Annotated in this window: 30 protein-coding genes; 15 read left to right on the plus strand and 15 right to left on the minus strand. The window is 50.3% G+C overall.

The annotated features are described in order from the left end of the window. Positions 1-110: 110 nt before the first annotated feature. The gene (locus QMP16_RS20895) at positions 111-1145 is read right to left on the minus strand and encodes a hypothetical protein (protein ID WP_282153959.1); all 1035 of its coding nucleotides are present in this window, start codon (positions 1143-1145) and stop codon (positions 111-113) included. Positions 1146-1275: 130 nt separating this feature from the next. Here QMP16_RS20895 and QMP16_RS20900 point away from each other — a divergent pair, with 130 nt between their 5' ends. Continuing rightward, on the plus strand, positions 1276-2280 hold the full coding sequence (locus tag QMP16_RS20900; protein ID WP_282153960.1) for a hypothetical protein: 1005 nt from the start codon (positions 1276-1278) through the stop codon (positions 2278-2280). A 4-nt stretch (positions 2281-2284) separates the two neighbouring features. Further along, positions 2285-2641: a PH domain-containing protein gene (locus tag QMP16_RS20905; RefSeq protein WP_282153961.1), complete on the plus strand. Its 357-nt coding sequence runs from the start codon at positions 2285-2287 to the stop codon at positions 2639-2641. 40 nt (positions 2642-2681) lie between these two features. On the opposite strand, the gene QMP16_RS20910 is transcribed toward QMP16_RS20905, so the two are convergent. Together QMP16_RS20910 and QMP16_RS20915 are read right to left on the minus strand one after the other, a co-directional pair. Then, entirely contained in the window at positions 2682-2984 is a 303-nt protein-coding gene (locus QMP16_RS20910; RefSeq protein WP_282153962.1) for a hypothetical protein, read from the minus strand. Between the two features lie 225 nt (positions 2985-3209). Then, positions 3210-3398, minus strand: a complete 189-nt coding sequence (locus QMP16_RS20915; protein ID WP_282153963.1) for a hypothetical protein — start codon at positions 3396-3398, stop codon at positions 3210-3212. A gap of 206 nt (positions 3399-3604) precedes the next feature. Between QMP16_RS20915 and QMP16_RS20920 the strand changes: the two genes are divergently transcribed. Then, positions 3605-3754 carry a hypothetical protein gene (locus QMP16_RS20920; RefSeq protein WP_170432940.1) on the plus strand — a complete coding sequence of 50 codons (150 nt, stop codon included), beginning with the start codon at positions 3605-3607 and terminating at the stop codon, positions 3752-3754. Here QMP16_RS20920 and QMP16_RS20925 read toward each other — a convergent pair. Further along, complete coding sequence (locus tag QMP16_RS20925) at positions 3751-4800, minus strand: hypothetical protein (protein WP_282153964.1); 1050 nt, start codon at positions 4798-4800, stop codon at positions 3751-3753. The genes QMP16_RS20920 and QMP16_RS20925 overlap by 4 nt on opposite strands. A 69-nt stretch (positions 4801-4869) precedes the next feature. Beyond that, positions 4870-5676 carry a thermonuclease family protein gene (locus QMP16_RS20930; RefSeq protein ID WP_282153965.1) on the minus strand — a complete coding sequence of 269 codons (807 nt, stop codon included), beginning with the start codon at positions 5674-5676 and terminating at the stop codon, positions 4870-4872. A gap of 113 nt (positions 5677-5789) precedes the next feature. Between QMP16_RS20930 and QMP16_RS20935 the strand changes: the two genes are divergently transcribed. Then, positions 5790-6098: an H-NS histone family protein gene (locus QMP16_RS20935; protein WP_282153966.1), complete on the plus strand. Its 309-nt coding sequence runs from the start codon at positions 5790-5792 to the stop codon at positions 6096-6098. Between the two features lie 6 nt (positions 6099-6104). Here the strand turns inward: QMP16_RS20935 and QMP16_RS20940 are convergent, their stop codons facing one another. Beyond that, positions 6105-6338 (minus strand): hypothetical protein, encoded by a 234-nt coding sequence (locus QMP16_RS20940; RefSeq protein ID WP_282153967.1) that lies wholly within the window; start codon positions 6336-6338, stop codon positions 6105-6107. Positions 6339-6446: 108 nt separating this feature from the next. Between QMP16_RS20940 and QMP16_RS20945 the strand changes: the two genes are divergently transcribed. Beyond that, a complete protein-coding gene (locus QMP16_RS20945) occupies positions 6447-8000 on the plus strand; it encodes a hypothetical protein (protein WP_282153968.1) in 1554 nt (517 codons plus the stop codon). Positions 8001-8066: 66 nt separating this feature from the next. Here QMP16_RS20945 and QMP16_RS20950 read toward each other — a convergent pair whose 3' ends face one another. Together QMP16_RS20950 and QMP16_RS20955 are read right to left on the minus strand one after the other, a co-directional pair. After that, positions 8067-8414 carry a hypothetical protein gene (locus tag QMP16_RS20950; RefSeq protein WP_282153969.1) on the minus strand — a complete coding sequence of 116 codons (348 nt, stop codon included), beginning with the start codon at positions 8412-8414 and terminating at the stop codon, positions 8067-8069. Between the two features lie 245 nt (positions 8415-8659). Continuing rightward, on the minus strand, positions 8660-9397 hold the full coding sequence (locus tag QMP16_RS20955) for an XRE family transcriptional regulator (protein WP_282153970.1): 738 nt from the start codon (positions 9395-9397) through the stop codon (positions 8660-8662). Positions 9398-9921: 524 nt separating this feature from the next. Between QMP16_RS20955 and QMP16_RS20960 the strand changes: the two genes are divergently transcribed. From QMP16_RS20960 to QMP16_RS20970, 3 genes are all read left to right on the plus strand, one after another. Further along, complete coding sequence (locus QMP16_RS20960) at positions 9922-10287, plus strand: hypothetical protein (protein ID WP_282153971.1); 366 nt, start codon at positions 9922-9924, stop codon at positions 10285-10287. Positions 10288-10520: 233 nt separating this feature from the next. Next, positions 10521-10712 (plus strand): hypothetical protein, encoded by a 192-nt coding sequence (locus QMP16_RS20965; RefSeq protein ID WP_282153972.1) that lies wholly within the window; start codon positions 10521-10523, stop codon positions 10710-10712. Between the two features lie 73 nt (positions 10713-10785). Beyond that, positions 10786-12009 (plus strand): hypothetical protein, encoded by a 1224-nt coding sequence (locus tag QMP16_RS20970; protein ID WP_282153973.1) that lies wholly within the window; start codon positions 10786-10788, stop codon positions 12007-12009. A gap of 4 nt (positions 12010-12013) precedes the next feature. Here QMP16_RS20970 and QMP16_RS23685 read toward each other — a convergent pair whose 3' ends face one another. Both QMP16_RS23685 and QMP16_RS20975 read right to left on the minus strand, forming a co-directional pair. Next, positions 12014-12262 carry an XRE family transcriptional regulator gene (locus QMP16_RS23685; protein WP_432653427.1) on the minus strand — a complete coding sequence of 83 codons (249 nt, stop codon included), beginning with the start codon at positions 12260-12262 and terminating at the stop codon, positions 12014-12016. Beyond that, positions 12259-12510 (minus strand): hypothetical protein, encoded by a 252-nt coding sequence (locus QMP16_RS20975; protein WP_282153974.1) that lies wholly within the window; start codon positions 12508-12510, stop codon positions 12259-12261. The genes QMP16_RS23685 and QMP16_RS20975 overlap by 4 nt, the downstream gene beginning before the upstream one ends. A gap of 148 nt (positions 12511-12658) precedes the next feature. On the opposite strand from QMP16_RS20975, the gene QMP16_RS20980 reads away from it, so the two are divergent. The 3 genes from QMP16_RS20980 (at position 12659) to QMP16_RS20990 (ending at position 14156) form a co-directional block, all read left to right on the plus strand. Then, on the plus strand, positions 12659-13168 hold the full coding sequence (locus QMP16_RS20980; RefSeq protein ID WP_282153975.1) for a hypothetical protein: 510 nt from the start codon (positions 12659-12661) through the stop codon (positions 13166-13168). Between the two features lie 53 nt (positions 13169-13221). Continuing rightward, positions 13222-13581 (plus strand): hypothetical protein, encoded by a 360-nt coding sequence (locus tag QMP16_RS20985; protein ID WP_282153976.1) that lies wholly within the window; start codon positions 13222-13224, stop codon positions 13579-13581. A 62-nt stretch (positions 13582-13643) separates the two neighbouring features. Beyond that, entirely contained in the window at positions 13644-14156 is a 513-nt protein-coding gene (locus tag QMP16_RS20990) for a hypothetical protein (RefSeq protein ID WP_282153977.1), read from the plus strand. A gap of 38 nt (positions 14157-14194) precedes the next feature. On the opposite strand, the gene QMP16_RS20995 is transcribed toward QMP16_RS20990, so the two are convergent. After that, positions 14195-14395, minus strand: a complete 201-nt coding sequence (locus QMP16_RS20995; protein WP_282153978.1) for a hypothetical protein — start codon at positions 14393-14395, stop codon at positions 14195-14197. A 60-nt stretch (positions 14396-14455) separates the two neighbouring features. Beyond that, a complete protein-coding gene (locus tag QMP16_RS21000; protein WP_282153979.1) occupies positions 14456-14797 on the minus strand; it encodes a hypothetical protein in 342 nt (113 codons plus the stop codon). 195 nt (positions 14798-14992) lie between these two features. On the opposite strand from QMP16_RS21000, the gene QMP16_RS21005 reads away from it, so the two are divergent. Together QMP16_RS21005 and QMP16_RS21010 are read left to right on the plus strand one after the other, a co-directional pair. Continuing rightward, the gene (locus tag QMP16_RS21005; protein WP_282153980.1) at positions 14993-15439 is read left to right on the plus strand and encodes a hypothetical protein; all 447 of its coding nucleotides are present in this window, start codon (positions 14993-14995) and stop codon (positions 15437-15439) included. A gap of 142 nt (positions 15440-15581) precedes the next feature. Further along, on the plus strand, positions 15582-16100 hold the full coding sequence (locus tag QMP16_RS21010; RefSeq protein WP_282153981.1) for a hypothetical protein: 519 nt from the start codon (positions 15582-15584) through the stop codon (positions 16098-16100). 126 nt (positions 16101-16226) lie between these two features. On the opposite strand, the gene QMP16_RS21015 is transcribed toward QMP16_RS21010, so the two are convergent. After that, entirely contained in the window at positions 16227-17024 is a 798-nt protein-coding gene (locus QMP16_RS21015) for a heparin lyase I family protein (RefSeq protein ID WP_282153982.1), read from the minus strand. Between the two features lie 103 nt (positions 17025-17127). Continuing rightward, positions 17128-20409, minus strand: coding sequence for a calcium-binding protein (locus QMP16_RS21020; RefSeq protein WP_282153983.1), 3282 nt, complete (start codon positions 20407-20409; stop codon positions 17128-17130). 251 nt (positions 20410-20660) lie between these two features. On the opposite strand from QMP16_RS21020, the gene QMP16_RS21025 reads away from it, so the two are divergent. After that, positions 20661-21818 carry a helix-turn-helix transcriptional regulator gene (locus QMP16_RS21025; protein ID WP_282153984.1) on the plus strand — a complete coding sequence of 386 codons (1158 nt, stop codon included), beginning with the start codon at positions 20661-20663 and terminating at the stop codon, positions 21816-21818. Positions 21819-22289: 471 nt separating this feature from the next. After that, positions 22290-23363 (plus strand): aminotransferase class I/II-fold pyridoxal phosphate-dependent enzyme, encoded by a 1074-nt coding sequence (locus tag QMP16_RS21030; RefSeq protein ID WP_282153985.1) that lies wholly within the window; start codon positions 22290-22292, stop codon positions 23361-23363. Positions 23364-23410: 47 nt separating this feature from the next. On the opposite strand, the gene QMP16_RS21035 is transcribed toward QMP16_RS21030, so the two are convergent. After that, the gene (locus tag QMP16_RS21035) at positions 23411-24478 is read right to left on the minus strand and encodes a helix-turn-helix transcriptional regulator (protein ID WP_282153986.1); all 1068 of its coding nucleotides are present in this window, start codon (positions 24476-24478) and stop codon (positions 23411-23413) included. Positions 24479-24668: the final 190 nt, after the last annotated feature.

Here is a 24668-nt window from a genome sequence, read left to right on the forward strand (position 1 = left end):
CAAATTTTTCCGCCTTGCCGGCGGTTGATAGGGCCCTGAGATACACACGCAAAAGGCAATCCGCAATGTATTTGGAGGCATCTTCTCATCACCTCAGCCTACCGACGCAGTCAACGCCCCAATACCCGACCAACAAACTCCATCAACGCCTCAATCAGTCCCTCCAGCCGCTCTTTGAGTTCCTCCATTGTTTCCTTGGCCTCGTCTTTGAGCTCTGACTGGGTGTCCTCGGACAGTGAAGGTGCAGTCTGGGCACGCTCGAAGACGCCGCCAGCACCCAGAGAAGCGTCGAGGCTGTCATGGAGTGATCTGATGAGCGCGTCCCCATCTACCTCCGCATCAAGTGCGGCAGTTGCGGCAATCGCCTCTGTCATCCCCTGCGTGGCCTTCAGTGTTCTGGCATGCTCCCGCAAAAACACCTTAAGCTCAGCGAGCGAATTGTCCTCGACCCTGATCGCCTCTTCGAGATCCTGGCGAATGATAGGGGTATCCACTGCTGCGGCAGCCATCGCAGCCTGGCCACGCTTGGTCTTGTCCGGATATTCTCGTTTGTAAGCCTCAGAGTGCAGCAAATTCTGGTACTTTTTCCAGTATTCACCGAAATGCTCCTCGCGCTGTGCAAGACGGTTGTCAATCACTGCACGCTGCCGCGACAGCGTCGCCAGGTGGTCGGCCAAATTCTGGATCTGCTTGCGCTTGATGCGCTCCTGAAAAGTTTCCTGGCCGATCTTTTCTTCTCGGAACAGATCTTTGGCCTGATTGAAGTGGTAGCGCCCATGTCTCGCCGGGTAGAGCATCGCGCCAAGCGTTAGATCAGAGATGACGGACGCACCACGCATCGCGTCATCGATTATACCGGGCGCGTCGAAACCACCCTGTTTCTTTGCCTGATCTTCATTAGGCTTGCCTTCTGTATCCGGCATCTGTGAATCTGCCACCTCGTCGGCATTTGTCGGCGGTGGAGCGACTGTTTCAACGGGCTCAGCCGACTGTGCGGGAGTGGGTGGAACCCGTGTCGGACTGCGCAGTTTGGTGGCCTTGATCGATGGGTCCGGGATGCTGGCAGCAACAGCCTGAATGTCGTCAGCAGACATATCAGGGAGGTCAGAGGTGTCGATTTCAGGCAGATCAGATTTGTCAGACATCAAAATTCTCCAATTCATGGCTTGCAGGTAAGTTGCTTGCCTTAGGAAAACTTCAAATTTTGGGTGATTTTGAGGGACCTTGAGAAGTTAATATTGGCTTAATCTGTGCAGTGCATTTCCAACTCAGGGAATGATTGATATGACTAAGTTTTTTTACGGTTTTCTAGCTGCGGCGACGCTTTTACCCTCAGCTCTCTTTGCTCAGTCGGTGACTGTGTCCGGCGATGCTGGAGTTGGCGAATGCCTGACACCTGTGGATACGCTGGGCAGTTTTTTCTGTAGATTTCAGGACAATACGACCCTCCAGCTGATCACCCTTATATGTTCGGCCTCATTCATCATTGGTATGTTTCTTGTTTGGCGTGGGTTGGTCAGACTGATGAAGGTTACAGACGCAAGCGGCCAAGAGCCACTCTCAGGGGCCCTGATGACGCTAGGAAGCGGCGTTTTTATGGTTGCTTTCCCGGCAACGATAATGGTCGGTGTGGCAACGATAGGTGCGCCGGGCGTATGGCAATTTTCTATCAGTGGGGGCTTAGGGCCGGGCGGAGCTGTCCAGGACGACGGTTTCATCGGGTTGGTTGCAAATTTCGCTGTCAACGCGGCAGGGCCACTCTCAACACTCGTTCTTGCTCTATCAGTTGTGATTGGGCTTTTTCTGGTTGCGTCGTCGATTGTCGATCTTTCCAAGCTCAACACACCCAATTCGAGACCGCCAGAATTTGGCGCAATCGTTGTGAAATTTGCTGTCGGTGTTGCTCTGGTCAATATTTTCTGGCTCGTCGGGGTCGTAGGCCAAACTTTCGGTATCTCCGCGAACGGCGCCGGCCATTTTACAGAGATCACGGCCCGCACAATGACCTACTCCAGGGCTGCGGCCTCGGCCGATTCACTGGCAACACGTGCTGATCTGATCCTCCGGATCGCGCTGGCTGCCCTAATCCCATTCGGACTAATCGCGTTCGTCAGGGGCCTCTTGATCCTGAAGGACTCAGCCGGAGGAACACGCCAGGTCAGCATGGGTGCCGGGTTTACTCACATCGTTGGCGGCGTCGCACTCGTCAACGCTGAGGCCATGTCATGCGCGATCATGAATACTTTTGGCGTCGGCGGCCTCGCATTTTGTACAGGATGACAACATGACACACACAATACGGCCATCAATGATCGGCCAAAATCCAGCTCATTTCGCAATCACTATCGCTCTCGTGCCGCTACTGATCGGCATCCCGATCCTGGCGCTCTGGATGCTTGATGTTGACCTGACCCGCATCAGAATTGGTGACGGTAAGCTCAGTGTTCGCAAGGGCATCATCCGTCATCGTTTGACCGAGATCGACCTAGATCAAATTGGTGATATCAGGATCGCGCAGAGCCGTTTACAAAGACTGGTGGGATCCGGAGATCTGCATGTTTTTGATCGCCAGGATCAATGGGTCGCAACCGTACTGGGAGTAAAAGAACCCGAGCGTATCAAGCAGCTGGCACTCATCTAAATTTACGTCAATATTGCTGACTTATTTACCATAACGTCTATTACGCGTTTCTGATTTGGATCCGTGGCGCATTTTGAGTTGATGGCTCAATCATTGCAGCCTGAGTTCGCGCATTCGGAAGACGTTCCCTCAAACCAATTACCTTGGTGATCTCGTCAATACCTCGGTCAGCAGCCGTCCGAACAGCGCCCTCATTATTTGATGAAAAGTTCACGTCCTCAAAATTATCACGCGCTGTCCGCAGTGCATCTTCCAGCTGATCAATTCTGAGCTGCGCTTTTTGGGCCCAGTCATGAACATCATCGGGGCTCATATCCGTTTTGTATGAAGGGAATTCTGTCATCAAAATGTTCCTAGCAATGTTGCTGTCAGTCGCGCACTCATGATGCCGCCTCGATTAGCTCTGCAAACGTATAAAAAGCTTTAGCATGCTCATCGTTATTGGGAAGCACTGGGAGTTCAACCCTCAAGCGACCGTATTTGTTTTTGACTGACGCATGAGCTCAAACGGCCTCGGCCATGGATTCGATGGCATGGGTCAGTTCATCCCAGTCCTGTGCATTCTCACTCATTGCGGGCGTTTACGGTGGACACTAACGGGATCATTCATCAGAAAAGCAATTGCAAGTTGTTCAAAATAAGTGCCCTTATCCCGCTCGGTGCGAGCTGCCTCACGGTAGGAGTTCAAAAGTTCTTCAAGCGAAAAATCCAGCACGTCGATGGCCCCAATGAGATTTTGTTTGTAGTTACCAGACACGCTACCGTTAGGGTTTCTGGATGAAAAGCGAGAACGTCGCCACAGGGTCTCAAGGTCAAGATCGTTTGCTTCCCGTGTCACCGCCGCTTGGTGCTAGCTGGCGCTAGGGCGAGGTAGAAACCCAGTTTTTTGTCCCCGTTTACCCACTCCCCGAGCCTGTCATCTCATCATAATTTGAGGTCATCCTAAGCAAGAAAGGAAAGCACATGGGACGCTACAACGGAAACGACCACAGCCAGGACGAAAATGATAATCACGCCAACCAGATGAATCCCAACAACGATACATACTGGAGCGACCGCGGCTATGATGATCGCCCGGAGGACTGGGAAAGCGCCTACGACGATGAGGATTAGAACCCCATCGAGAACTCGTGAGAGGCTGCGTGTTTCATAGCCTCTTTCAATCGATCTTCGGACATTTCTCGAAATACCTGGAAGTCGTCAAAAGGAGTGATCGGATCGAGCTCCAGGTCCTTAGTTTTTTGCAAACGTCTGTAAAGCTTCTGGCAAAAGCAGGCGATGTTTGCGAGGTAAAAGAGTTCCTCGGCCGATCTCTCCGACATGAATGGCTTCATGTTTTCATTGATTTGCAGACACTGCTTATGAGGAGGAACGACCTTCCCAGCGCGGTACTTCTTCGCTTCCCGCTGCCTGGTGTCGTCGTCTTCAATATGTTTGAACGCGAGATCTGCAAACTCCGAATGGGTCTCGATACCTTCCGCTGCCGCCAGCGTCTGATCCATGAAATATCGGATAGCCATCAAATCTCCGGTATCAGGATGCCTTGCATTCATCAGATCGTAGATGTTCCAGGCGCGATCTAACGGAGAGCCCAATCTACTCCCTTCCAGCATGACCATACGAGCGATAGCCGACATCGTCATTGCCTGGGCCGGCAGATGCCACTCATTAGGGATCTCGTCCCGATTGGTGCGCAGAACAGACAGATACCACTGCATTGTGTCCGTATTCGCCCAAGGCAGGTCTGCCACCATCTGGATCGACGCTGCACGCTCACCGCTCTCCCAGAGATCCCTACAGGCGATTGAGCCCTTAGCTAGCGCACTCACGAACTCGACAGTTTCAGGCAGAGTTTCCTTCAATCTCCAGGCAAAAAGGTGCTGAGCCCAATATGTGGCCACATCTTCATAAGTTGCCGAGTGAAACCACCCTTGGTACTCCTCATCCAGATCGAGTTTTTTCAGAAAGTCATTCACGGCCTTAATCGCAGCCCTACCCCCGATACTCTTTTTCATCTGACTGATCGGAGTGTTTTTTGCTTCGGCACGCTGCCAAGCCCTGTAAGCCGTCGCGTCACTTTCTTTGCTACCAAGCACCATGGTCGTAAAATTGCGATCTACGACCTTGAAGACGTCCTCTGGTTTTCGAAAAAAGTACATGAGTTGAAATCCAAACTTCAATGCGGGGTAGAAAGCGGTACAAACGTATCGCGAGACGCTGGCGTACTCTCAACCACACCAGTTGCCGGGTCGCGGCGGGCAGCCTGTCGCGCCACAGATGTATCTAACAGCAAGCCTTTCGGAAATCAGTTTGCTGCCAACATCCTTGCCGTCGACGAATAAACGTCCACAAAGCCTGCCAAAATTGCAGGCCTGAGTTCCTTCGGTTCCTGGCTGACAAGCGCACCTAACTCTTTGAAATTCGATTTCTGATGCTGAAGACAGCATTTCGTTCAGGCGCCTTGAAGCCTGATTGCCCAATTCCCTTTCTCGGGAACACTGGGCGGACATGGTTTCCGGTGTATTGAACCCGACCAGACGAATACTTCGGCTTTCCCCCGATATTTTGACAGTGTCGCCATCAATGACACGGATATTTCTGGCAGAAACCAACTTCTGATAGATCTCCGAGACTCCATTTTTTGAATCTGGCCAGCTACTGGATTGACGTTCGTTTGTCAGAAGACCAACAAGCGCGAAGCCAGCCAGTACCAACATCAAGAAACCTTTGAGCTTTTTCTTTAGGCGAGGTCTATAGAACCGATTGCGTCGTGTCGGTCTGGGGGCAGGCCTTGCTTGCCGTCTTTTTGGACCCGCCGAAATAGGGATCACGTTCACTCTTCTGGAAGAGGTCGAGACCAACCGCATTAGCGTGGAATACTGTTTGTCGGACAGTTTTGTGCTCTGACCGTATCGATCCAATTTGGCCTGCATACTGAGAAGAAAATTTCGTTCCCATTCATTGATTGAACTTGATTCCAGCTTCTGAGCGATACCAGACTTCAACCGGTCCAGTTTTTGCTGTGAAAATGGCATGCTGAAAACGACTTAGTTCAAAAATTGGCTCCCGTGATAACAAATATCAATAGTTTACAGACCACAACACATGGTCTAGCGACTACACAAAGAAAATTTTGGAGTGTACTCAGATGGACCTCAAAAAAATGAACGCTTCTGAACTCAGGAAGCTTCGTGATGACGTCGAGGCAGCCATCGTCGACCGCCAGCGTCAAGATCGGATCGATGCGAAGACAGCGGCCGAGGCAGCAGCAGCCGAATTCGGTTTCACGCTGGGTGAATTAATGGGCGACCAGAAAAAAACGTCCAAACCCAAAGCCGCCGCAAAATACAGAAATCCTGAGAACACCTCGCAGACATGGTCTGGCCGCGGCCGAAAGCCCCTGTGGCTGGTAACTGCACTTGAGGCCGGTGCCGACATAGCCGAACTGGAAATCTAATCTGACTCAGGCTCGAAGCGTAGACACTGTGCCATCTTCCTCCGCAATTTTTATGTAAGCGCCGTCTATCTCAACACAGACGAGTGCCTTTTCTAGCGCTTCAATGGCATCGCGTGTGGTGATGTGGTGACCAATGGATTTTTGCCGACACCTACCAAGTTGGTCCTTCACCCAGCCCTCGAACTCCTCGATGTTTTCGAGGATTAGCACAGCTGATATTTGGTAATCTTCCATGAGCATACTTGACTCCAGCACTTGTGATCGGGCGAAGCATGCACGCTAAAAGTGATTGAAGCCATACTTCAGAATTGATGTATTGACGCCAAGAAGTTTATTGAAAGCAGGAAATTGTCCAAGATTCCTTTGAAGGTTTCCCTCCGCAGAAAGCGCCTGCGCAAGGTACTAAGAACAGCCAACTTACATGAGTTCCTGACAATGATCTGGGCGGCCAACTCACTAGTACAACAGAGGACCAAGGCTGGGCTAAAGCACCTTCAGGTGCCACCCAAGACTGTCGAAGAAATCACGCAGAACCGCGGGCCAGTATTCGGGTGGCATTTGGAGTCCTTGTTAAATGAAGGCCTGATCCATAGTCATCAAAAGTCCGTTTCTGGACGTTGCCTACACTGCGGTAACTGGGCGGGGTTCACTACAGCATATAATGCACTCCATGAACTAAGCGACGCGGAAAGCCTGGTAGATTTAATCGATGGCGACATCGTATCAGCGATGCCCAGAATCTTGTGGAGCCAGTTGCAATGGGGCGTTGGGTTTCCCACCGCCCAGTACTTCTACCGATACTGGTATCTATATAACTCTTCGAAGGCAGATGAAGTAATGCGTGGCAAGTACGGCATCGGGCTTAAAAAGTTCTGCTGGGTGGGTTTCGCAGTTTTTTCCCAATCCCAAAGAAGTCCATGGTTAAAGCTCAAACCCATCCCAAAACACGGTATCGAAGCTGAAGATTTGGAAGCATTCCTGAATGTGGTGTCGAAACCAGTCAACTTCATGCGAGGGCACGCCAGAAAGATTCGCTATCCGAGATCTGAGAAGCACTACACACCCATCGATTTCCGAAAAAGCGCCTTGAGAGACTACCCTGTAATATCCCAGCAGACACCAGATGGGACTTACTATTGCGCACCTATTCCAGAGTTGATCTGTGCTCGAATTGCCGAAGGCCTGTTCTTCGACTTGAAGGGGGATGGTGGCCTCGGCAACGATTACGGAAGGCGCTTCGAACAATATGTCTCCGATCTGATCAGCTTTCGCATGTCTTCAGTTTTGGCGATTGAGCCAGAATACGAATACCGCAAAGGCATGAAGTCACCAGATGTTCTGGTTGCGGACGACGAGCGACGCCTGAAGCTGGTTGTCGAATGCAAGACACTGAACTTGGGGATGCCAATCCGGCAGTCCCCTGACCCCTGGCAAACACACCGGAGTTACTTTGATGCCATCATTTCGGGTGTTGTCCAAATCTGGAGATATTGCGAGTTCATTCAACAAAGTGGCCAGGATAAATTTTCAAAAGACCTGTCGTCGGCGCGTGGAGTTCTGATGACACTGCATCCCTGGTTCATTGTCGACTTGGAAAAACGCGATGCAGTGATGGTTGCGGCCGAATCCAAGGCCGACGAAAAGGGTATCTCAGCATCTGCACGAATTCCAATTGGCTTCATGCATTCTGAAGATCTTGAGAGAACCGTCTCATTACTGAGGCCAAATGATTTTCTCCAGGCCGTCGATGAAATTTGCCTGCCTGAGTATCGTGAATACGAGACACGGGACACTTGGAAATCCCTGTACAGCAAGGATCACGAGGCCTCTGATATCGCCCAGTTTCCGTTTGGTCAGAAACTGGGCGAAATAATGCCGTGGTGGAAACAGCTGGGAGACTAGACACCGCACTTATGGGGGCCGTGCCGTTGAACGATAAGATCAGACCCCAAAGCTCAGGAAACTGGGCTAGCGGTTGCTTTTGCCGAACATCCAACCCGGCGCTTCGGCAGAAGGTTGACCTTTATCTTCCCAGGCCTCTGCTTCTTCAATCATTTTGGGAGTTGCCTCGTTGATTATCCAATTGTCCACCGACGTCGAGCCAATTCCCGCGTCGGAATCAAATTTTTCAAGAGCTTCCTCTGGACTATTGGCCTCAGCAATGTACTGAAGCATGCCTGCATCCAGATCTTGAATAATGAATGTAGCCATATTTTCTTTCTCCGTGTTTTTTCTGGCCCATGCATCAAGCGTCCGAATTTGTCGTGGACAAAAGAGACCAGAAGCCGCGATGCGGCCGGTCACTTGGAATGCCAAGAAGATTCCCAACAAAGAAGGAAGAATTCAGACACCTGAGATATCCCCGCTGTAACGGGGTGGCAGTGTCGATTTGCCAGCGCCAGGTTTATCCCCGATATTATTATTGTTGGCTCGGGGTCCCTGAATAAGTTTCAGATAGCATTCTCAGGAATCCGGGTCCATAATTAATTTCGGTATTATTGAACTTTTTCTTCAGTTCGAAAAATACGAAATGAAACGATAAAGATGGCGCTAAACGTTATTTATTTGAAGCCGTCAAATGTGACCAACTGAATATCATCATTGCGGTCTCTGGATCTGTCAAATTCAGCCAGTTCCCGTTGATGAATGGTAATATCGCGCGCAAACGATTTCAGTACGCTGTCGGCATTCCGAAGGATGCCCTCCATCCTGGGCGTCAACTCACGCGCGTTCTTGAGTTCAGCGCGGGCTATATAAAAGGCCTCCAGATGCCTACTCCATGGACCCTGGGGATCACCTGATTTGAGTGCAGCGCAGACTATCGCTCTAAGCGCTTTCTCAATTTCTCGGTTTTCTGGACGATGCACGATATCGTGCGCCAGTGAACCAAATGGCAATTCATAGTTTTCCCACTCCTCAGGGTCTCCTGAGATTTCTACAGAAAGCCCATCAGCCAGATTTACCACGAACCCATTTCTATATTTCATCGGGACCGATCCATCGCCATGCAGGCGCAGATACCGCTCCTCATTGGTTTCATATTCGACCCGCGTCTCACGGGCATCATTCCCCAGGACAATAGCCACGCGCTCATCAAGCTTCTCCAAGATCGTCAGCATTTTCTCCAGACTGATCCCGTCAACCTGCCGATTTTTCATGGCCACAATCTTGGTCCGGCTCAGGCCGATCTTTTTGGACACATCACGCTGGGACAGGTTGGTTGCCGCGATACGTTTGGTGATCTCGGTCGCGAGATTGATTTTGATCCTGTCACTTTTACTGATGCCTGTGAGGTGCATGTCCTGCCCGTCTTCAAATACTGTGGTGTCTAAATTGGGACCACGCGAGCAAGATACAACAGGGTTCAATAAGAGGAGCTAAATTGGGGTCATATTGAAGGTTTTTCAGGCTACTTGTAATACCATATGTATTACAAAAAATGTTAAAAAACATATAGTTAGTGTGTTTTTCTTGTTGACGCATATGAAGCCTTGTCGTATTGAGCAGGTGTTCGAACATAAGCCATCTCACGGTGGTTACTAAAGAAACAAGAGCTGTCGACGATAGCTTTTTGCCGCACAGGCGGCTTAGAAGAAAATCAGGAACCAATCTGGACCTGGCTTACAAACAGAAACCCGCTCATGTGAGTTTCGTAAGCAACATTGCGCGCCGCAGAGGCGGCTTAGCGGCGAGGGGTATCATTGGTGCTCCTCGCCAGCATTCTCCACCGAATTGGTGGCTTGTTCACTGCCTTATAGGCAGCACAACCAAGCATATTGTCCGCATTCGTTGCGGAGTGTGCCACCTATTCTGGAGAACAAATATGACCCTTAATCGAAGTGCTGACGGACCATTCGCATTTGCAGATGCCCGCGAGCTAGAGCAGTATGATGCCGTTGAATGGCTGATCAAGGCTGCCATTGAAAACAACGAGGTAAACAACGCCCGCTGGTCTGACTGGGCATCCGCCCAGGATATCGTTGATGTATATGAACCCGCTCACGATGGCGCCGAGTACAACAGTAAACTGGGCGGTTACGATGAAAAGTACTGCACGCATCGCATCACAATTGGTGACCGCGGCCTCTCGATTCTGAGTGCCTGTATAGCCGGTGCCGATCCTGAAAAGCTGATGGATGCCTGGAGCGAAGAACTGATGGATGCCGAGTCTGTGCCAGCCCCGTCGTAAGCGAGTTAGGGTCGGCGTTTACTGTTTTTTCTACGGTTACCAATGACTCTCAAGCTTATTGGTGCCATATAAGGTTCAGGCGGGGTCGACTTTCGAGGTCACCGTCATGTCAACCAATCCCAGCAGGCTTGGTCTTGTAAACCACGGTAATGGACACACTGCACTAATTTGTTTGGAACTCCGGCCAAAATGGCTGGGTTCCTTTTATTTAGGCTACTTCATATCATCACAGAATGACGACTGATGACAAAACGCCTGCCACCCAGAAACGTGCCATTGATCCCGGTCTGGATTTCCGAAAGGTAATTGAGGAGAGCGCCGGCGTGTTTGCAGCTCAGGCTGAATGGCACGAGCGCCATGGTCATCCACTCGCTGATATCATGGTGGGCCCATGCGCGGATACTTGGAAGTCCGCAGAGACGTGAATTGTTCCGCTACGCAGAAATTTCCCCATAGCCCTTCGATGAATGAGAACGCCCAATTGCCCGAGGTAGTGATTTGAGTGACGAAAACGATATCTATCTGGATGGAAGATCATTTGGTGATCTGTCCATGGCTTGGCAGCAAGCCTGCACTTTGTGCTTCGCAAATGGCGACCTGTTTCGACGTACTGTTGGAACTGCGCACCCCATTGTTCGGCAAGAGATGCTCGAATGGTATGATGATGAAGACACTGAGATAGCTTACCTCCTTGCACCTGCTGAAAAGGTGCGACGCAGGCTCCACATACAAGGTTATACTGATGAGCGTTGCCGGGATCTTTGGGAACGTGAGTATCTCAAACACATTGCGCGCCTCGAAGAGTTAGCTGAAAAGTCTGATGTCGAGCTGCGACAGGAAGTAGATGCTCAAAAGGGCCTTTCCTTCGATAGTTGGCTCGAACGGGCTGAAACATTGGGTCTTGATCATTGGGTGCGGCGTGGGTTCATCGAATTTGATTTGACCGATATGTTTGCCAGCTTGGCTCTTGAGCTTCAGTATTTTAACCCAGAGTACGTTTGGACTGACCTTGTAGCCTACGCTGATGATTTCGACCCGGAGCTGAGCGTTCACCAGAACCTCCGGCGGCTAAATCAGTTTGAAGATGAGTATCAAGAGTTTGTTCGAGAAACTGGTACTGTCCTCATTCTGACAGAGGGGAAGTCAGACACTGAGGTTTTGTCGGCTGCCATCCAGGCTTTGTATCCCGAGTATTCCGATTTGTTTCAGTTTGTAGATTTTCAGGAGTTCAGCATCCAGGGCGGCGCCTCGATGCTGACGAAGATGGTTAAGGCTTTTGCAGGCGTCAGGCTGAACCAATCTATCCTAGCTTTGTTTGATAACGATGCGGCGGGGTTGGCTGAACGAAACCACGTAGACGGCATCAAGGCCTTGCCGACCGACATCAAAACGATGGTTCTGCCAGAGATCGAATTGGCCAGAGACTACCCAACGATTGGACCTGAGGGTGAGCGCCGCATGGATGTAAACGGCGCTGCCAGCTCCATTGAGATGTTCCTGGGCGAGAATGCCTTAACTGACCGTAACGGCCAGTTTCATCCTATTCGCTGGACTGGTTGGAATACTCAGATCAAGCGCTACCAGGGCGCACTAGAGCATAAGGACGACATCACGAGGCGGTTTTTGGCTAGAATGAAGAAGGGCGGAGACCCTGCTTCCCTTCGAGCGGAATTCCCTGAAATGAACCAGCTCCTGAACGCCATTTTCAGCGCATTCCACTAACTCGTTACCGAACAGTAATTGTCACCTGGCCCCCTGCCCGTTCGACAGTAGACAGTAGCTTCTCCAGACTTATTCCGTCGGGCTTCCTGTTGCAGATGCGTGAAACTGCTGGATACGGCAGTTCGAGGTGCCGGCCGGCTTCTCGTCTGGACCACCCCTGCCCTTCGATATGTTTCTGGATCCAATTACATAAGACTATTCTGGCCTCATCTGGGCTTTTGGAAAAATCGATTTCTATGGAAGTTTTGGTCATGCCGCCAAGGGCATTTTTGAGCTTTCGATCTCAATCAGATCTTTGATCAGGCTTGTCAGCCAAGCTTTGGATACAGGGCGCTCAACCTGCTTGCCGTGTGCAGTGCCGAACAAAGTGACATTCGGGCACTCTTTTGTTCCTGTGTGTACGTCACAGACGCGAGCATTGTCGTCACCCGTCATGATCATCAGCGCCACATCAGTGTAGTCACGGATCAGATCGCCACGGATGCTCGATGTTATGCTCATTGTCTGCCCTCTCTGCTGTTATCTAAATGGATAACACTCAAGCCATAGGCCTGCAACAATAAATTGAGTGGTACAGTCAAAGAATTCAGGTGAACGTCGGTTTAATCCGACACCTGTATCTCCTGAGTGGAGATCTTGGAGTTGAGTTATGACAGACACAGGCAAAAAGGCCGAGTGGCCAATTAAATCGATTGCGTTCTCAGTGGTGCTGGTACTTGCAGCACTATCGCCAGCTGGGGAATTTGTTCATCAGTTCGTTAGCAGCACTGGTGGGTCGCCGATGGGTGCTTTTGCAGTGGCATTCGTGCTTCTGATCGGTAACGCTGTAACGGTGTATGCCGCATACCAAAGCATGTCTGCCATTTTTGATCGTTTGCCCAAGCCTGAAGAAGGTAACCTTCAGGTGCTGGCAGCGTATTTATTGGTGTTAACTGCTTTCTGTGGGGGCTTGGTATGGGGCCTTCAGGCTATCCGGGAAACAATTGTGCCGGACCCATTAGCCTCTTTAGCTGAAATCGCAGTGGGAATGATGGCAATTGCAGTTACGCTTGCCGGCATTATGGCATTCACTTTGTTGTCTACAAGCTTCACCCTGAGGGTCATTGAACGCGTTAGAGCATCGAGGGTTGTCGACAACACAGCCAACGACCTCGACTGACGCCCCTGCCCGCCTTAGTATCCTGAGCAATAACCTCTCAGGATATCAGCACGATGACCGATGATCAGGACACGGAAAGCACCTCGCCCACCGCGGCCGAACAGCTTGCAAGCCTGCTGTCTCCAGCTGCACTGGAAGCTCTGGAAAGCACTGTTAGTGAGGCAACTGAAGATGAACTGGCATGGTTGTCAAACAAGATCAGTCGCCAACTGATCATCGCGCGCAGCCGGATCCTGACATGGCGGCATTTTCAGCAGATGGCAGAGAAAACCACCTTGGATCGGCCGCCTCTCACGGAAGCTGAAATCGAGAAGATCGCCACTCTGGCCTGCAAGAAAATCGTCACAGCTGAGGAACGTGAGTATCTGAAGTCTATGGGTATCGACTATGATGGCCCAACCGCAGGCGGCTGATTTTTCTTTTTTGCAAGCGTCCGCGCACATCCATTCTGACTAGAAAACAAAGGGATAGTCAGATGACGAGAACAACGCTTGAACAAGCATTCGAGGAAACACTCAGGCTGCGCCAATTGGTTGACAATGAACACGCAACAGAGATTGTGCCGGCACTGCCGCAGGTCACAGACCCCAGCGAGCACACATTCCAAGACTTCGTCGATGCCCGTGAATTTCTCGCGGAAGCTTTTGACGGACAGGATGCTGGCGTGGTTATGACGTTGATCGACAACAATCTGATAGTCGAGAATTCCGAAGCCGCCAGCCTAACAAGTAAAAGCCCGCTGTATGCACTGACCGTTGATGAGGCTAAGAATGCGCTGGAGGCGTACTGGCGACTAGCGTCTGATCTGACGAAAGAGTCTGCGGATTTGGGGGTTATTGAAACCCAGGACTATCCGGGAGCCGAGCTATCTGATGATCAGGAAGCGAAAATGGTCGAGACTTTTAGTGGGTCTGATCGCTGTATGCGAATACTCGACAAAGCCGTCGAACGCATGGAAAAACGGCAACAACTGGCTCCAAGCCTCTAAAGACAAACAGCCCCGCTCCAGCGGGGCTTTTCATTGGATCACGGCTTAATCCGCCTGATCGAGCCATCGGGCATTTTTTCTTCCCATGGCGCATTCCTGAACAACTTGGACATCCCATGACTGTTTTCAGCCTGGAGCTCCTCAGCTGAAATCTCACCATTTTTCAGACGTGCTTCATCGGCCGCTCTCTGTGCGGCTTTCTGGGCAGCGCGTTTAGAGATATCAAATTCATCATCCATGTCGGTGACAGTAGCACATTCGATGCTTACTGGCGTCGAGTAATTCGTTGCCCTGTGCAGCTAGCCGTGCGTTGGCGGCACAATTTCACGTTTGAACGCAGCCAGAACCTCACGTGGCAGGTCAGCCAGAGCATCACATGGGGCACATCCAAAATCCAGATGTGGTCGTGTCAGCCACTCCAATACCCGCAGGTCACTCCAGTCATCCGGCTGTAGCTCCAAGATATCGGTCATGACTGGTAGCATACAGCCCTGCTCAACGTTGTACTGGAACCGTGGGTAACGCGGGTGTCCATCGATCTCGAAGCACAGCCCCTGCCCCTGGCAACCAGTCGGGATCTCCTCCTCGGTCAGCATAGCAACAGATGCCAGGATCCGATCTCTGATCTCCTGCACAGTCATACGACAGACGCACACAAACTGATGAGTACGACAGCAAGGATGACGGCAATCAGTCCGCTAAGGCTCAGTGGGATGTAGATAAACATGAGTTGAGCTTAGCCAGCCAAACGCTCATTAACCAGTGCCCAACGTAGTCTGCATATCTCCAGAATGCATTCAGATTTATGGAGATTTTATATGCACGCTATTCGAATAATGATGCTGACAGTGTTTACTGGCGCTGGACTGCACTTGTTTTGGTCACTGGCAACTGCGGTTCAGCTTACAAACCCTGCCTCGACATTAGGTATCTCGATCATTTGTGGATTGGCGGCCTCTCTCGCCCTCTCTCACTCTGTTCAGATCGTAGAGCGGAGACCCAAAGTTGTAGCCCTGAAAGGTCTGTTTCTAGCATTCCTATTGTACGTCATTTTCAGCGCCGAAGCGCAATTCCTGGTGTCATACGAAGAAAACAGTGAAACCGCTGTTTGGTTGCTCATGGCCATAGTGGCTGTTTTTTCCTTTATAGTCGGCGAAGCAACTCTTGAGATTTTCGCTAAAGAAGATCTGACAATGGAAATAAGGATGCCAGAAAACGGTTTGCCAGATGGTGACTCAGGCGCTCCTAAGTTGAGACCCGATTTAGGCAAAACATCCAAATAATCTTGGCCTCGTTACCTATTAAGGTCGTGCGATCTGCACGACCTTACTTGTTTTCAGGGCCTTTAACCAGTGTCCAACATTGCCTGCATATCTCCAGAAAGCACGGATACATGGAGATTTTGATATGCATGCAATTCGAATAATGATGCTGGCGGTTTTTGCCGCGCTTGGGTGGAACATTTTTTGGTCGTGGGTGGTGATCGCAGAGGCAGAGGCCCAGATCGATATTTTGTCGCTCTCAATCCTTGGCGGCTTTGTGCTGAGTGCGGTCTTACCGATGATGCCATCTGAGGCACATTACTATGGTAAGGAGCCTGTAATACGTTCGGCTGCTGCCTCTGCATTGCTAATCTTTACACTCTCACCAACCGGCGTCTTCTTTGAAGGCATAACGTCTTTTGGGGGCGCTGACGTTGATTTCCGAGTGCCCGTGGTTTTTGGTGTGGCTTTGTCGTTTTTCATAGGCCAGGAAGCTCGCGCAGTAATCCAGCCAATCCTGGATGGGGTTACCAGAAGGCCCGCCTTCTCACCGATGGCACGCCGTCTTCCTGGCGGTGATCAAAGCCCTAAGCAATACCTTAAGTTCGAAAGAACTCGCGGATCGGTCGCTACGACAGAAGATCGTGGGAATCTTGGCGCTGAGCAGAAAGCAGGATCGTGATCCTGTGGATCAGAAAACAGTTTTCAGGATAAGGTCGTGCGATCTGCGCGGCCTTTCTTTTTGCTTAAACCCACTCTCTCATTTGGGTAGAACCAATTGCGAAACCGACACTCCGACCAAGATTATCTAGTCCACGGGACGCTTAGTATTTACCTGTACTTTTGAAGGCTTGTTTCCCATCTTTACTTCATCAAAAAACAGGACTTGTGTCGGCATCGGACCATTATGTCGGCTAACGAATGACCTGTAGATACCATATTTGAAAGAGTAGTTTTTCGGGTGGAATCTCAGCCAGTCGCTTATGTAAGCTTTCCTTTGTCCGTTAATGTACACTTCAAGAACTTCGTTGCCGCCCTTGGTGTCAAAATGTAGGACAACATCAGTCCACCTTCCCCTCATGGCAGCAATTGAAGCCAATTCGAACCTTTTGTCGCTCCCTTTCACGTTTTTTGCGCCGCCTGACAGAATATGGACTCTAGCAAAATATTGATTGCCCTTCATCTCCAGTTGTACAACAGGCGGATTGGACTTGAAGCCGCCAGCTTGTCCACTCGGGCCACCCTTTTGGTGAATCTGCCCGACCGTTGTTCTCACTTTATTACTTGATTTGAAGTCGTTCGGTAAGAAGACGCTAAATCCGATCCACTGATCCGTTCCGTAAGTCCATCGCTTGTTCAGAGTGATCTCCGACCTTTCTCGATCCGTCTGGCAATCACTCCACCCATGGTCTGAACCACAGTCACCCGCGCGCACTTCAAACCGTTGAGACCATTTCCCTGCTCTAACTTGCTCTTTGGATTTTGAATGGGCATGAGGGACCTTGGCTGCAAAGTGATATCCTGGGAGCGGTCGAGCACTCAAAGGTGCCCCATTTGAGAAGGCTATGACAAATGACATAGCCGCTATCAGAAAAGCTAACGGCATTTTTTGGTACTCCTTCAAAGGGCCACGGGCCCAAGCAGAGGCCAAGTCAGATTAATACCGGCCAACTTAACGGAATGAGTCTATGGTCATGATCAGATCAATTTCAATTTGCTCTACCCATTAGATCCCAGGACATGGTCTCGATGTCTTGCCCATTGTAGAAGACCAACTCCAGGTCTGCGTCGAAAGTGTCTACGCTCAAGGGGCGAAAATCCACTTCCAAATTTTGGCTTTCGCCTTGTGAGATCACAAGGTCCAGGTCATCGAGGCTGTCGAAAAAGCTATCACTATTCCTGAATATGAACTCGTCATCTCCAATTATCCTTGCCCCGAGGAGAATGAGGTCGTCTTCTCCTGTGTTTTCGATAACTACTGTTCTTACTGAGTTTGAGCCCAAAAAGATGAAGCCAAAATCTACCGGAGCCCCTGGGTCAAGAATATCACCGGGATTTCCAACTTCTGTATCAAACGCAAAATCGACACCTTCGTTTGTGAAATCCAGGTCGGCAATCCGTCGATCTGCAAGGGTAAGGATTCCAGATCCACCGAGTGCCGACAGGTCAATGACTGTGTCTCCATTCACCTCCGATGCTGCGGATAGAACATCTGCCATTGTTGTTCCCGGTGTAAGATTCTTCAGAATGGCAACATCGTAGGTGTCTGAAGACGAGGACGCGAGGCCACCATTGAAATCTTGGATGATAGTGTCCGAATTTGCGCCACCCTCGACAACGATGACGTCATAGCCGTTTCCGGCAGAAACCTCATTTTTCCCACTTGAGGTCCTGATAATATCATTCCCGCTAGAGGCATTAATATTGTCGTCACCAGCAGTATCCAACAAAACGTCGTCGTCGGAAGTCCCGCTGATCGGGTTGCCCCCTAGAAGATCGCTCGCGGTTGCGCCCGACACAGACAGGATATTGATCTGAGCACCTAGGGCAGAGGTCACAACCGTATCTAAGGCGCCGTCTGAGTTGACATCGGTTTCCACAATGGATGCGATTGGGCTTAGCAGACCCCCGAAGGATATTCGGTCGACGCCAACGCTGAAGTCAGTAATTGTATGGGAGGTTGAGCTGAAGAATATGAATTCATCTGCCCCACTCCCTCCGGTCAAAAGGTCGCTTCCGGTATTTGAAGCAACCAGAATGTCAGAGCCAGATCCGCCATCCACGGTGTTGCTGCCGCTTTGACCTGCAAGAATGTCGTCGCCGTCATCCCCAAAAAGAGTGTCATTTCCGGCGCCACCTCTAATTTCGTCGTTGCCAGCACGTCCAGAGAGGAAGTTGTCCAGATTGTTGCCCTGAATGTAGTCGTTTGTACCAGTTCCAGTGACACCCATGATCCAGCCGCTGAATATGTCGGTATCTCCAAACCCATCTGTGGCGCTATTGAGATCCAGCCTTACAGTTACACCTGCGGTGCCGCCGTAATTTGCATCTGCGCTGTAATCAACAGTGACATTGCTGCTTGAGCCAACATTGAAAATGTCATCGCCAGCCAGGCCGCGAAGCCTCATGTCGCCAAACCCGCCACTAAAGGTGTCCGTAAACTGGGTCGCGCGGATCCTCTCGATACCAGTATAAGTATCCGTGTCGCCAAACGGATCAATAACGGTCCCAGCGCCTTCTGTCGTTGTGCTCATGGAGACCGTGATTCCAGTCGTTTGCCCCTGGAACGCACCTTCGGACAGGTGGTAGAACAGACTATCTGACCCGCCCCCGCCAATAATTATGTCATCGCCTCCGTACGGATCGAAGGCCTCACCGCGACCGGACCCGTTGATTGTGTCTGCCCAAGGTGTTCCGAATATTCTCACTACTTCCAGTACAGTGTCCGTATCGCCAAAGGTGTCAATGATTGTGTTATTGGCGAGGTCGGCATTGATACCCTGCGTGGTTCCGTAGATGAAATACTCGTTGAGATAGTCGGCAATATCCCACAGGAAGTTTGCGTCGTCAGTGGCACTTCTGCCATCAAGCAGGTCATCGCCTGCGCCGCCGATAAATTGGTCATTCCCAGTATTCCCAATCATCGTGTTATTGCGATCATCGCCATAGAAGAATTCGTCAGCGGCCGTACCTACCATTGGGTTATTGGCAGCATCTACAAAGACATCCTGTGTCGGCGTGAAGGTCCAGAATCCGCGCTCTCCGTCGTCGAAACGCACATTCTCGATACTCTTGACGCGCACATCCTGGCTACCATCTCCAGAAGCCTCTCGCATGAAGTACCAGCCGTTAGTATCGTAGGTTGCGACCCAGTTGCTGGCTGGTCCAGTCAGTACAAGAGTGTCGAAGTCATCGCCGCCGTCAATTTGATCATTGCCACCGCCTCCATTCAGAACGTTGGCTTCACTGTTGCCGGTAATGATGTCCGCACCAGTTCCGCCAACGACGTTCTCAATATTCAACAGAATGTCCGTGCCAATCTGAGATCCTGTGGCAATTGCAACCGGGGTATCGGCAGCAAACCCTTGCGCAATAAGCACGGCGCCGACAGTACTCCCGGCAAAGGAAACCCCTGATCTATCTGTTTCACTCAGATCAATGACCATGCTGGCAGATACAGATGGATAGGTGACCACATCGAAGCCGCTGCCACCGTCAATAAAGTCGTCGCCTGCGCCGTTTCCGGCGATAATCGTATCGTCGCCATCTCCAGCCCGAACAACGTCATCGCCAGCACCCAGGAAGATGGTGTCGTTCCCGCTGCCGGTATCAAAGAAGTCACTTTGTGCGCTTCCGACGATATTGTCGTTTCCAGAGCCCGTTGTGATGCTTACCGGGTTTGTATTGGACGTATCTGAGAAGTCGAAGGTTTCATCCTGAGTTGAATCAGAAACATCAATGACGTCGACGGGATAAAAATCGCTATAAGTTGTCAAAAGCTCTTGTGCCAGGGAGCCTTCAATTCGCAGGATGTCCGTCGACCACTTTCCATCCACCAGGATTTCAAGATATGGCCCGTCAGGTGCATTCAGATCAAATGACCCGATCCGCAGGTTGTTGTCTTCACTTGAGCCAACTGGTCCGCCATCCAAAGCAATCTCAACAAGTGTTTTTAATTCACCTGATGCGCTGCCGTCATCATTTCTGAGATCAATCTGTGTTTTCTCTCGAAAACTCTGATTTGGATCGGAGCGCGCAGCTACATGAATGCCGTAGCCTTTATCATCAGCCTGATCGCCTAGGTGATTCAATTTCCACGGTGATGCGAGCCATCCTCTGAGTTGGATAAATTCGGCATCATCATTGATGACGAGCGTCTTCGCCCTGTCCCACAGATTCAGAACAACTCGTCCGTCTTGACTAGGAAAGACTACACTTGAAGCCGGGTCAAACCAGTTGCGTCCGTTCCAATTTCTAAAGAACCCATTCATTGTAATGTTCCCCCCCATTCCTCATCGAAAATTCGAAGAACGCTGAGAATGATACGACGATGCTGGCTTTCACTTGTAACATGCAAACTGGTTCTTGAATTTCTGCTAGATGGACCAAAAACTGACATCCACCCATTGCCCAATTATCCCAAATCTCCCTTTGACGTTCGTCCCCCATTCGGGTGAAAAAAGTTGAAACCGACCAAATTATGTAAAACTAATAGCGAAGGGGGCTTCAACGGGGGGCTGAGTTGATCGACCGGTTAGATGCTAAGATACGTAGGATCTATGATGCAGCGTATTCCGCACACGGCTGGAATGGCGCCTTAGATGCTGTTCTGGATGGGACACAAGCACATTCGACTTTGTTGTATGACGGAGGAGAGCGCGGACCTGTTGGCTACTCTAACCAAGCGGCCAATACAAGATTTGCCCAACAACCCTATGTCGCCGAATATCGCAAGTTGATATCCGGTGATCATCACTCAAACTATGATCTGGAAGCTGCGCAAATCGTTCATTCCAGCCGAAGCTTCAGGGCTATTCTGGATCAGGACTGCTTTGATTTGAATGACGCATTCAATAGAAGGCCCGAAATCGAATTCACGATTAACCGCATCGGAGTCTATCGAAGATTCTTTGTAAATCTGTCGGAAGATCCACTATCTTACTCCGGTTTGATCGTGATGTACCCGACAAACCACGCCTCAAACCCACCGCAACAAGACATTCAGAGTGTTGAGTTGCTTTCGCCACATCTTGCCAAAGCCCTGGAAATGCATCGCGCGATGCACGAATTGAGAATGAAATACAAAGCTGTCCTATCGGTGTTGGATATGATCGATGTTCCGATTTGTATTCTCCAAGAGAAAGGGCATGTCATCCTAAAAAATCGACGTGCCACAGATCTTTTTTCAGAGCGTGATGGGGTTTGGGTAGGTCCGACTGGTCATCTGGTTTGTAGATCCGATGATGTTAGCTCAGCTCTGCGATTAGCTGTCGAGCAAGTATGTAGCACCGCGTCTGGAAAGAACCTTGAAACCAGCAGATCGATGGAACTGCCTAGTTCGCGAGGTTCTCCACTCTATGCAATCGCATCACCTCTCAGGGACTCAGACTACGAGTTGGAACCAGGTCTCAGCGGGTGTCTTTTGACATTGATCGACGGTAATCGCTACGAAACACTCGACCTAAACCTAATCGGTGATGCGTATCGATTGACGATAGCTGAACGCAGGATAGCCGCTTTAATGGCGAGTGCATTCACCAATCCTGAAATTTCGGAGAGACTGAATATACGACCTGAGACGGTGAAATCCCACGTGAGCTCAGTTCTCGCTAAAACACAGTGTAAGAACCGACTGGCATTTGTCTGGCGCGTATTTCAGTTCCAACCGCCTGTACTGTGACCCCCCTTTCATTAACACGGAAGTCGCTGATTTCGTGCATCATACTCCGGGTGAAATGTGAAGCTTGCCGTATCAATGGGTCATAAGCCTTCTGAAGAACGGTCCTCCCCAATTCGGCCATAAACCTTACCAAACTCACCCGGATGGGGGAAGAAATAGTTTTCCCGACACGTACAATTGCGAAATGCAGTTTTGTGTTTCAACTGGGTGAGTGTCTGATGAGTTTTGAGTTTGTCCAGGTTGCGGAAAGCCGATCACAACAAGTGATTTCGATCTCAGGGATCATGATCATCATGCCCAGATGCTCAGCTGTTTTGGATGGGATCGGGTCAGTCTAAAATGAACGAAAGAGCCAAGTTCCAACATCGAAAGTTTAGACTCAAAGAAACAATCTGGCCTCTCGAATGGGCGCGGGATGTAGGTGTCTACTTGTTCGCACAAGAAGTCAAAAGATCTGCGCCAGGTAGGGTTATGTTCGGAGATTACGGCGAGAAAATAAACTTGAGCTCCTACTCTTATTTAGGTTTGATTGGCCATCCTGACATAGATGACGCTGTTCGTCGGTCCACGGCCTCACACTCAACCGGGAGCCACGGCGTGCGCCTTTTGTCAGGCACCAACGACCTACACTCAAGACTTGAGGATCGACTTGCAAACTTCAAAAAGAGCCAAGATTGCGTCACCTTCACAAGTGGCTATGCCGCCAACTTGTCAATAATAGCCGGGCTTGTGAGGCCAAGGGATTACGTAATCGGCGACAAGCTTAATCACGCATCTATTGTCGACGGATGTAAACTATCCGGTGCCGGGTTTTTCAGGTTTAATCACAACGATCCTGATCATCTCCATCATCGACTAAGACAGCTTCCCGTTGATGCAAATGTTTTGGTTGTTTGTGACGGCGTGTTCTCTATGGATGGTGACATTCTGAACCTCCCGAAAATTTCCGAAGTGTGTAAGGAAAACGGCGCGCTTCTCATGGTGGATGAAGCACACTCTTTGGGTGTTATCGGTGAAAAGGGCACTGGGATCGAGGAACACTTTGATCTTCCGCCAGACGCAGTAGACATAAAAATGGGGACGCTCTCCAAGACAATTCCCAGCAATGGAGGATATGCGTGTGCGTCATCCGAGATAGTTGAGTTCCTGAAACATCAGGGAAGAGGCTTCATTTTCTCAGCAGCCATGACGCCGCAATCCGCGGCCGCAGCAATCGCTGCGCTGGATGTCATTGAGTGCGAACCGGAGCGAGTTGGTCAACTCCACGAAAACGCTGAATTGATGAGAATGCTTTTAAACAGGGCAGGTATTGATACCCTCCAATCTGAGACGGCGATCCTACCTGCCTTTTGTGGTGCAGACCAACGGGCTTGGTTTTTGGCAAAGTACTGCATCGACAATGGTGTTTTTGTTCAGGGCATCCCCTACCCTGTAGTATCGCGCAACTCCGCCAGGCTCAGGTGCACGGTCACCTCAGAACACAGCAGCGACGACATTCATTTAGCTGCATCAGTAATTGCTGAAGCCTTTAGAAAAATTGCGTAATTCAGGTCGGTCACGGGTAAGCCAAATCAGTGTTCGATGCCTGAATTTCAAAGGATCGGCGGAGCGAACTGAAAAAGTCGCCAAATGAACTGTGTACGATTCCTACATCCGCTCTTTGCATATAGTGAACTCAGGTGTGTTTTTACGGTTTCCGAACCAACACCAAGCATGTCCGACAATTCATTTGTTGTTTTGCCCGTGACAAGGAGACTACACAAACGCGTTTCAGCTTTCGTAAACCGATAGGCGCGAGCGATAGCGTCGGGTTGAACTTTCATGGGTTTGAGGGGATCGATAAGCGTCAGCAACGCGCCACTTAGATCTCGTTCGAGCTCGAATTCGCTGTCTCGTAATGGTGACAAAACCGCCAGCAGTGGTTGGTCTGAACCCGGTCGAACTATTTCGACAAACTGCCCCGCTTCACCATTGTCACCGGTAGCAGTCATGCTAACTCTTCTGATTGCGTCCAGTAGTTCGGCATGAGAATCTGAAGAACGACAAAAAATACGATTATCTGACTTTTGTACTATCGCTTGCCCATCGTCGGTGGTTTCACTCGCTGCTCGATTGCAGAGGATAACTTCGCCATTCTCAAGCAATATGAAAATCCCGGTTGCTATCTTGTCCAGAACCGAAAGCGCCGCATTGTATCTCCGTCGTAAATCCGCGGTAAACCTGTTGAGTTCCAACGCTTTTGCTAAATGGGGCGCCAATTGCGCTCCTAGGTTTCGCGTGAATTTCGGGAGATCTGCGTCGAACTCTCTTCCGTACATGAACACGACGCCTCGGAAGGTACTTGGGTCATCTGAAAGATTGACCAGTGATCGTCTCAATGTCCCAACTGTATCCAATACCAGCGCCACTTCAGGACGCCTCAGGTAGTCATCATCCAATTTCCAGATATCTTCATCCAGAAGCACTTCGAAAGCAGGAGCTTGATGGGTGGCCCCCAGCCCTTCTTGGTCAAAATTCGATCCAACACATGGCTCGACCAGTTTATTGTATCGTTCAACCATGTCCGGGATGGCGAGAAAATTTGAACTTAGAGCTTCCAACGAGAAGTTTATTTGTCGAATGTTCGGAAACTCATAAAGGGCAGATGCTTTCGCGCCCATCGCCTCCGCGCAAACGTCAAGAGATCGGTGCCATTGTCTGTCAGAGAACGACGCATCGTAGATCGAAGTTATAGTCTGTGCAGTTATCACATTCTTAGTCTAGTTTCCCCTTCGCTAATTCTCACGGCATTTGGTGCTTTGAATCAAGCCTTTTGAGTTTTGGGCTGGAAACATGGAAAGGGTGTTAGCT

Origin of the sequence: Ruegeria atlantica, assembly GCF_947495585.1 — a bacterium.
GTDB classification, from domain to species: Bacteria; Pseudomonadota; Alphaproteobacteria; order Rhodobacterales; family Rhodobacteraceae; genus Ruegeria; species Ruegeria atlantica_G.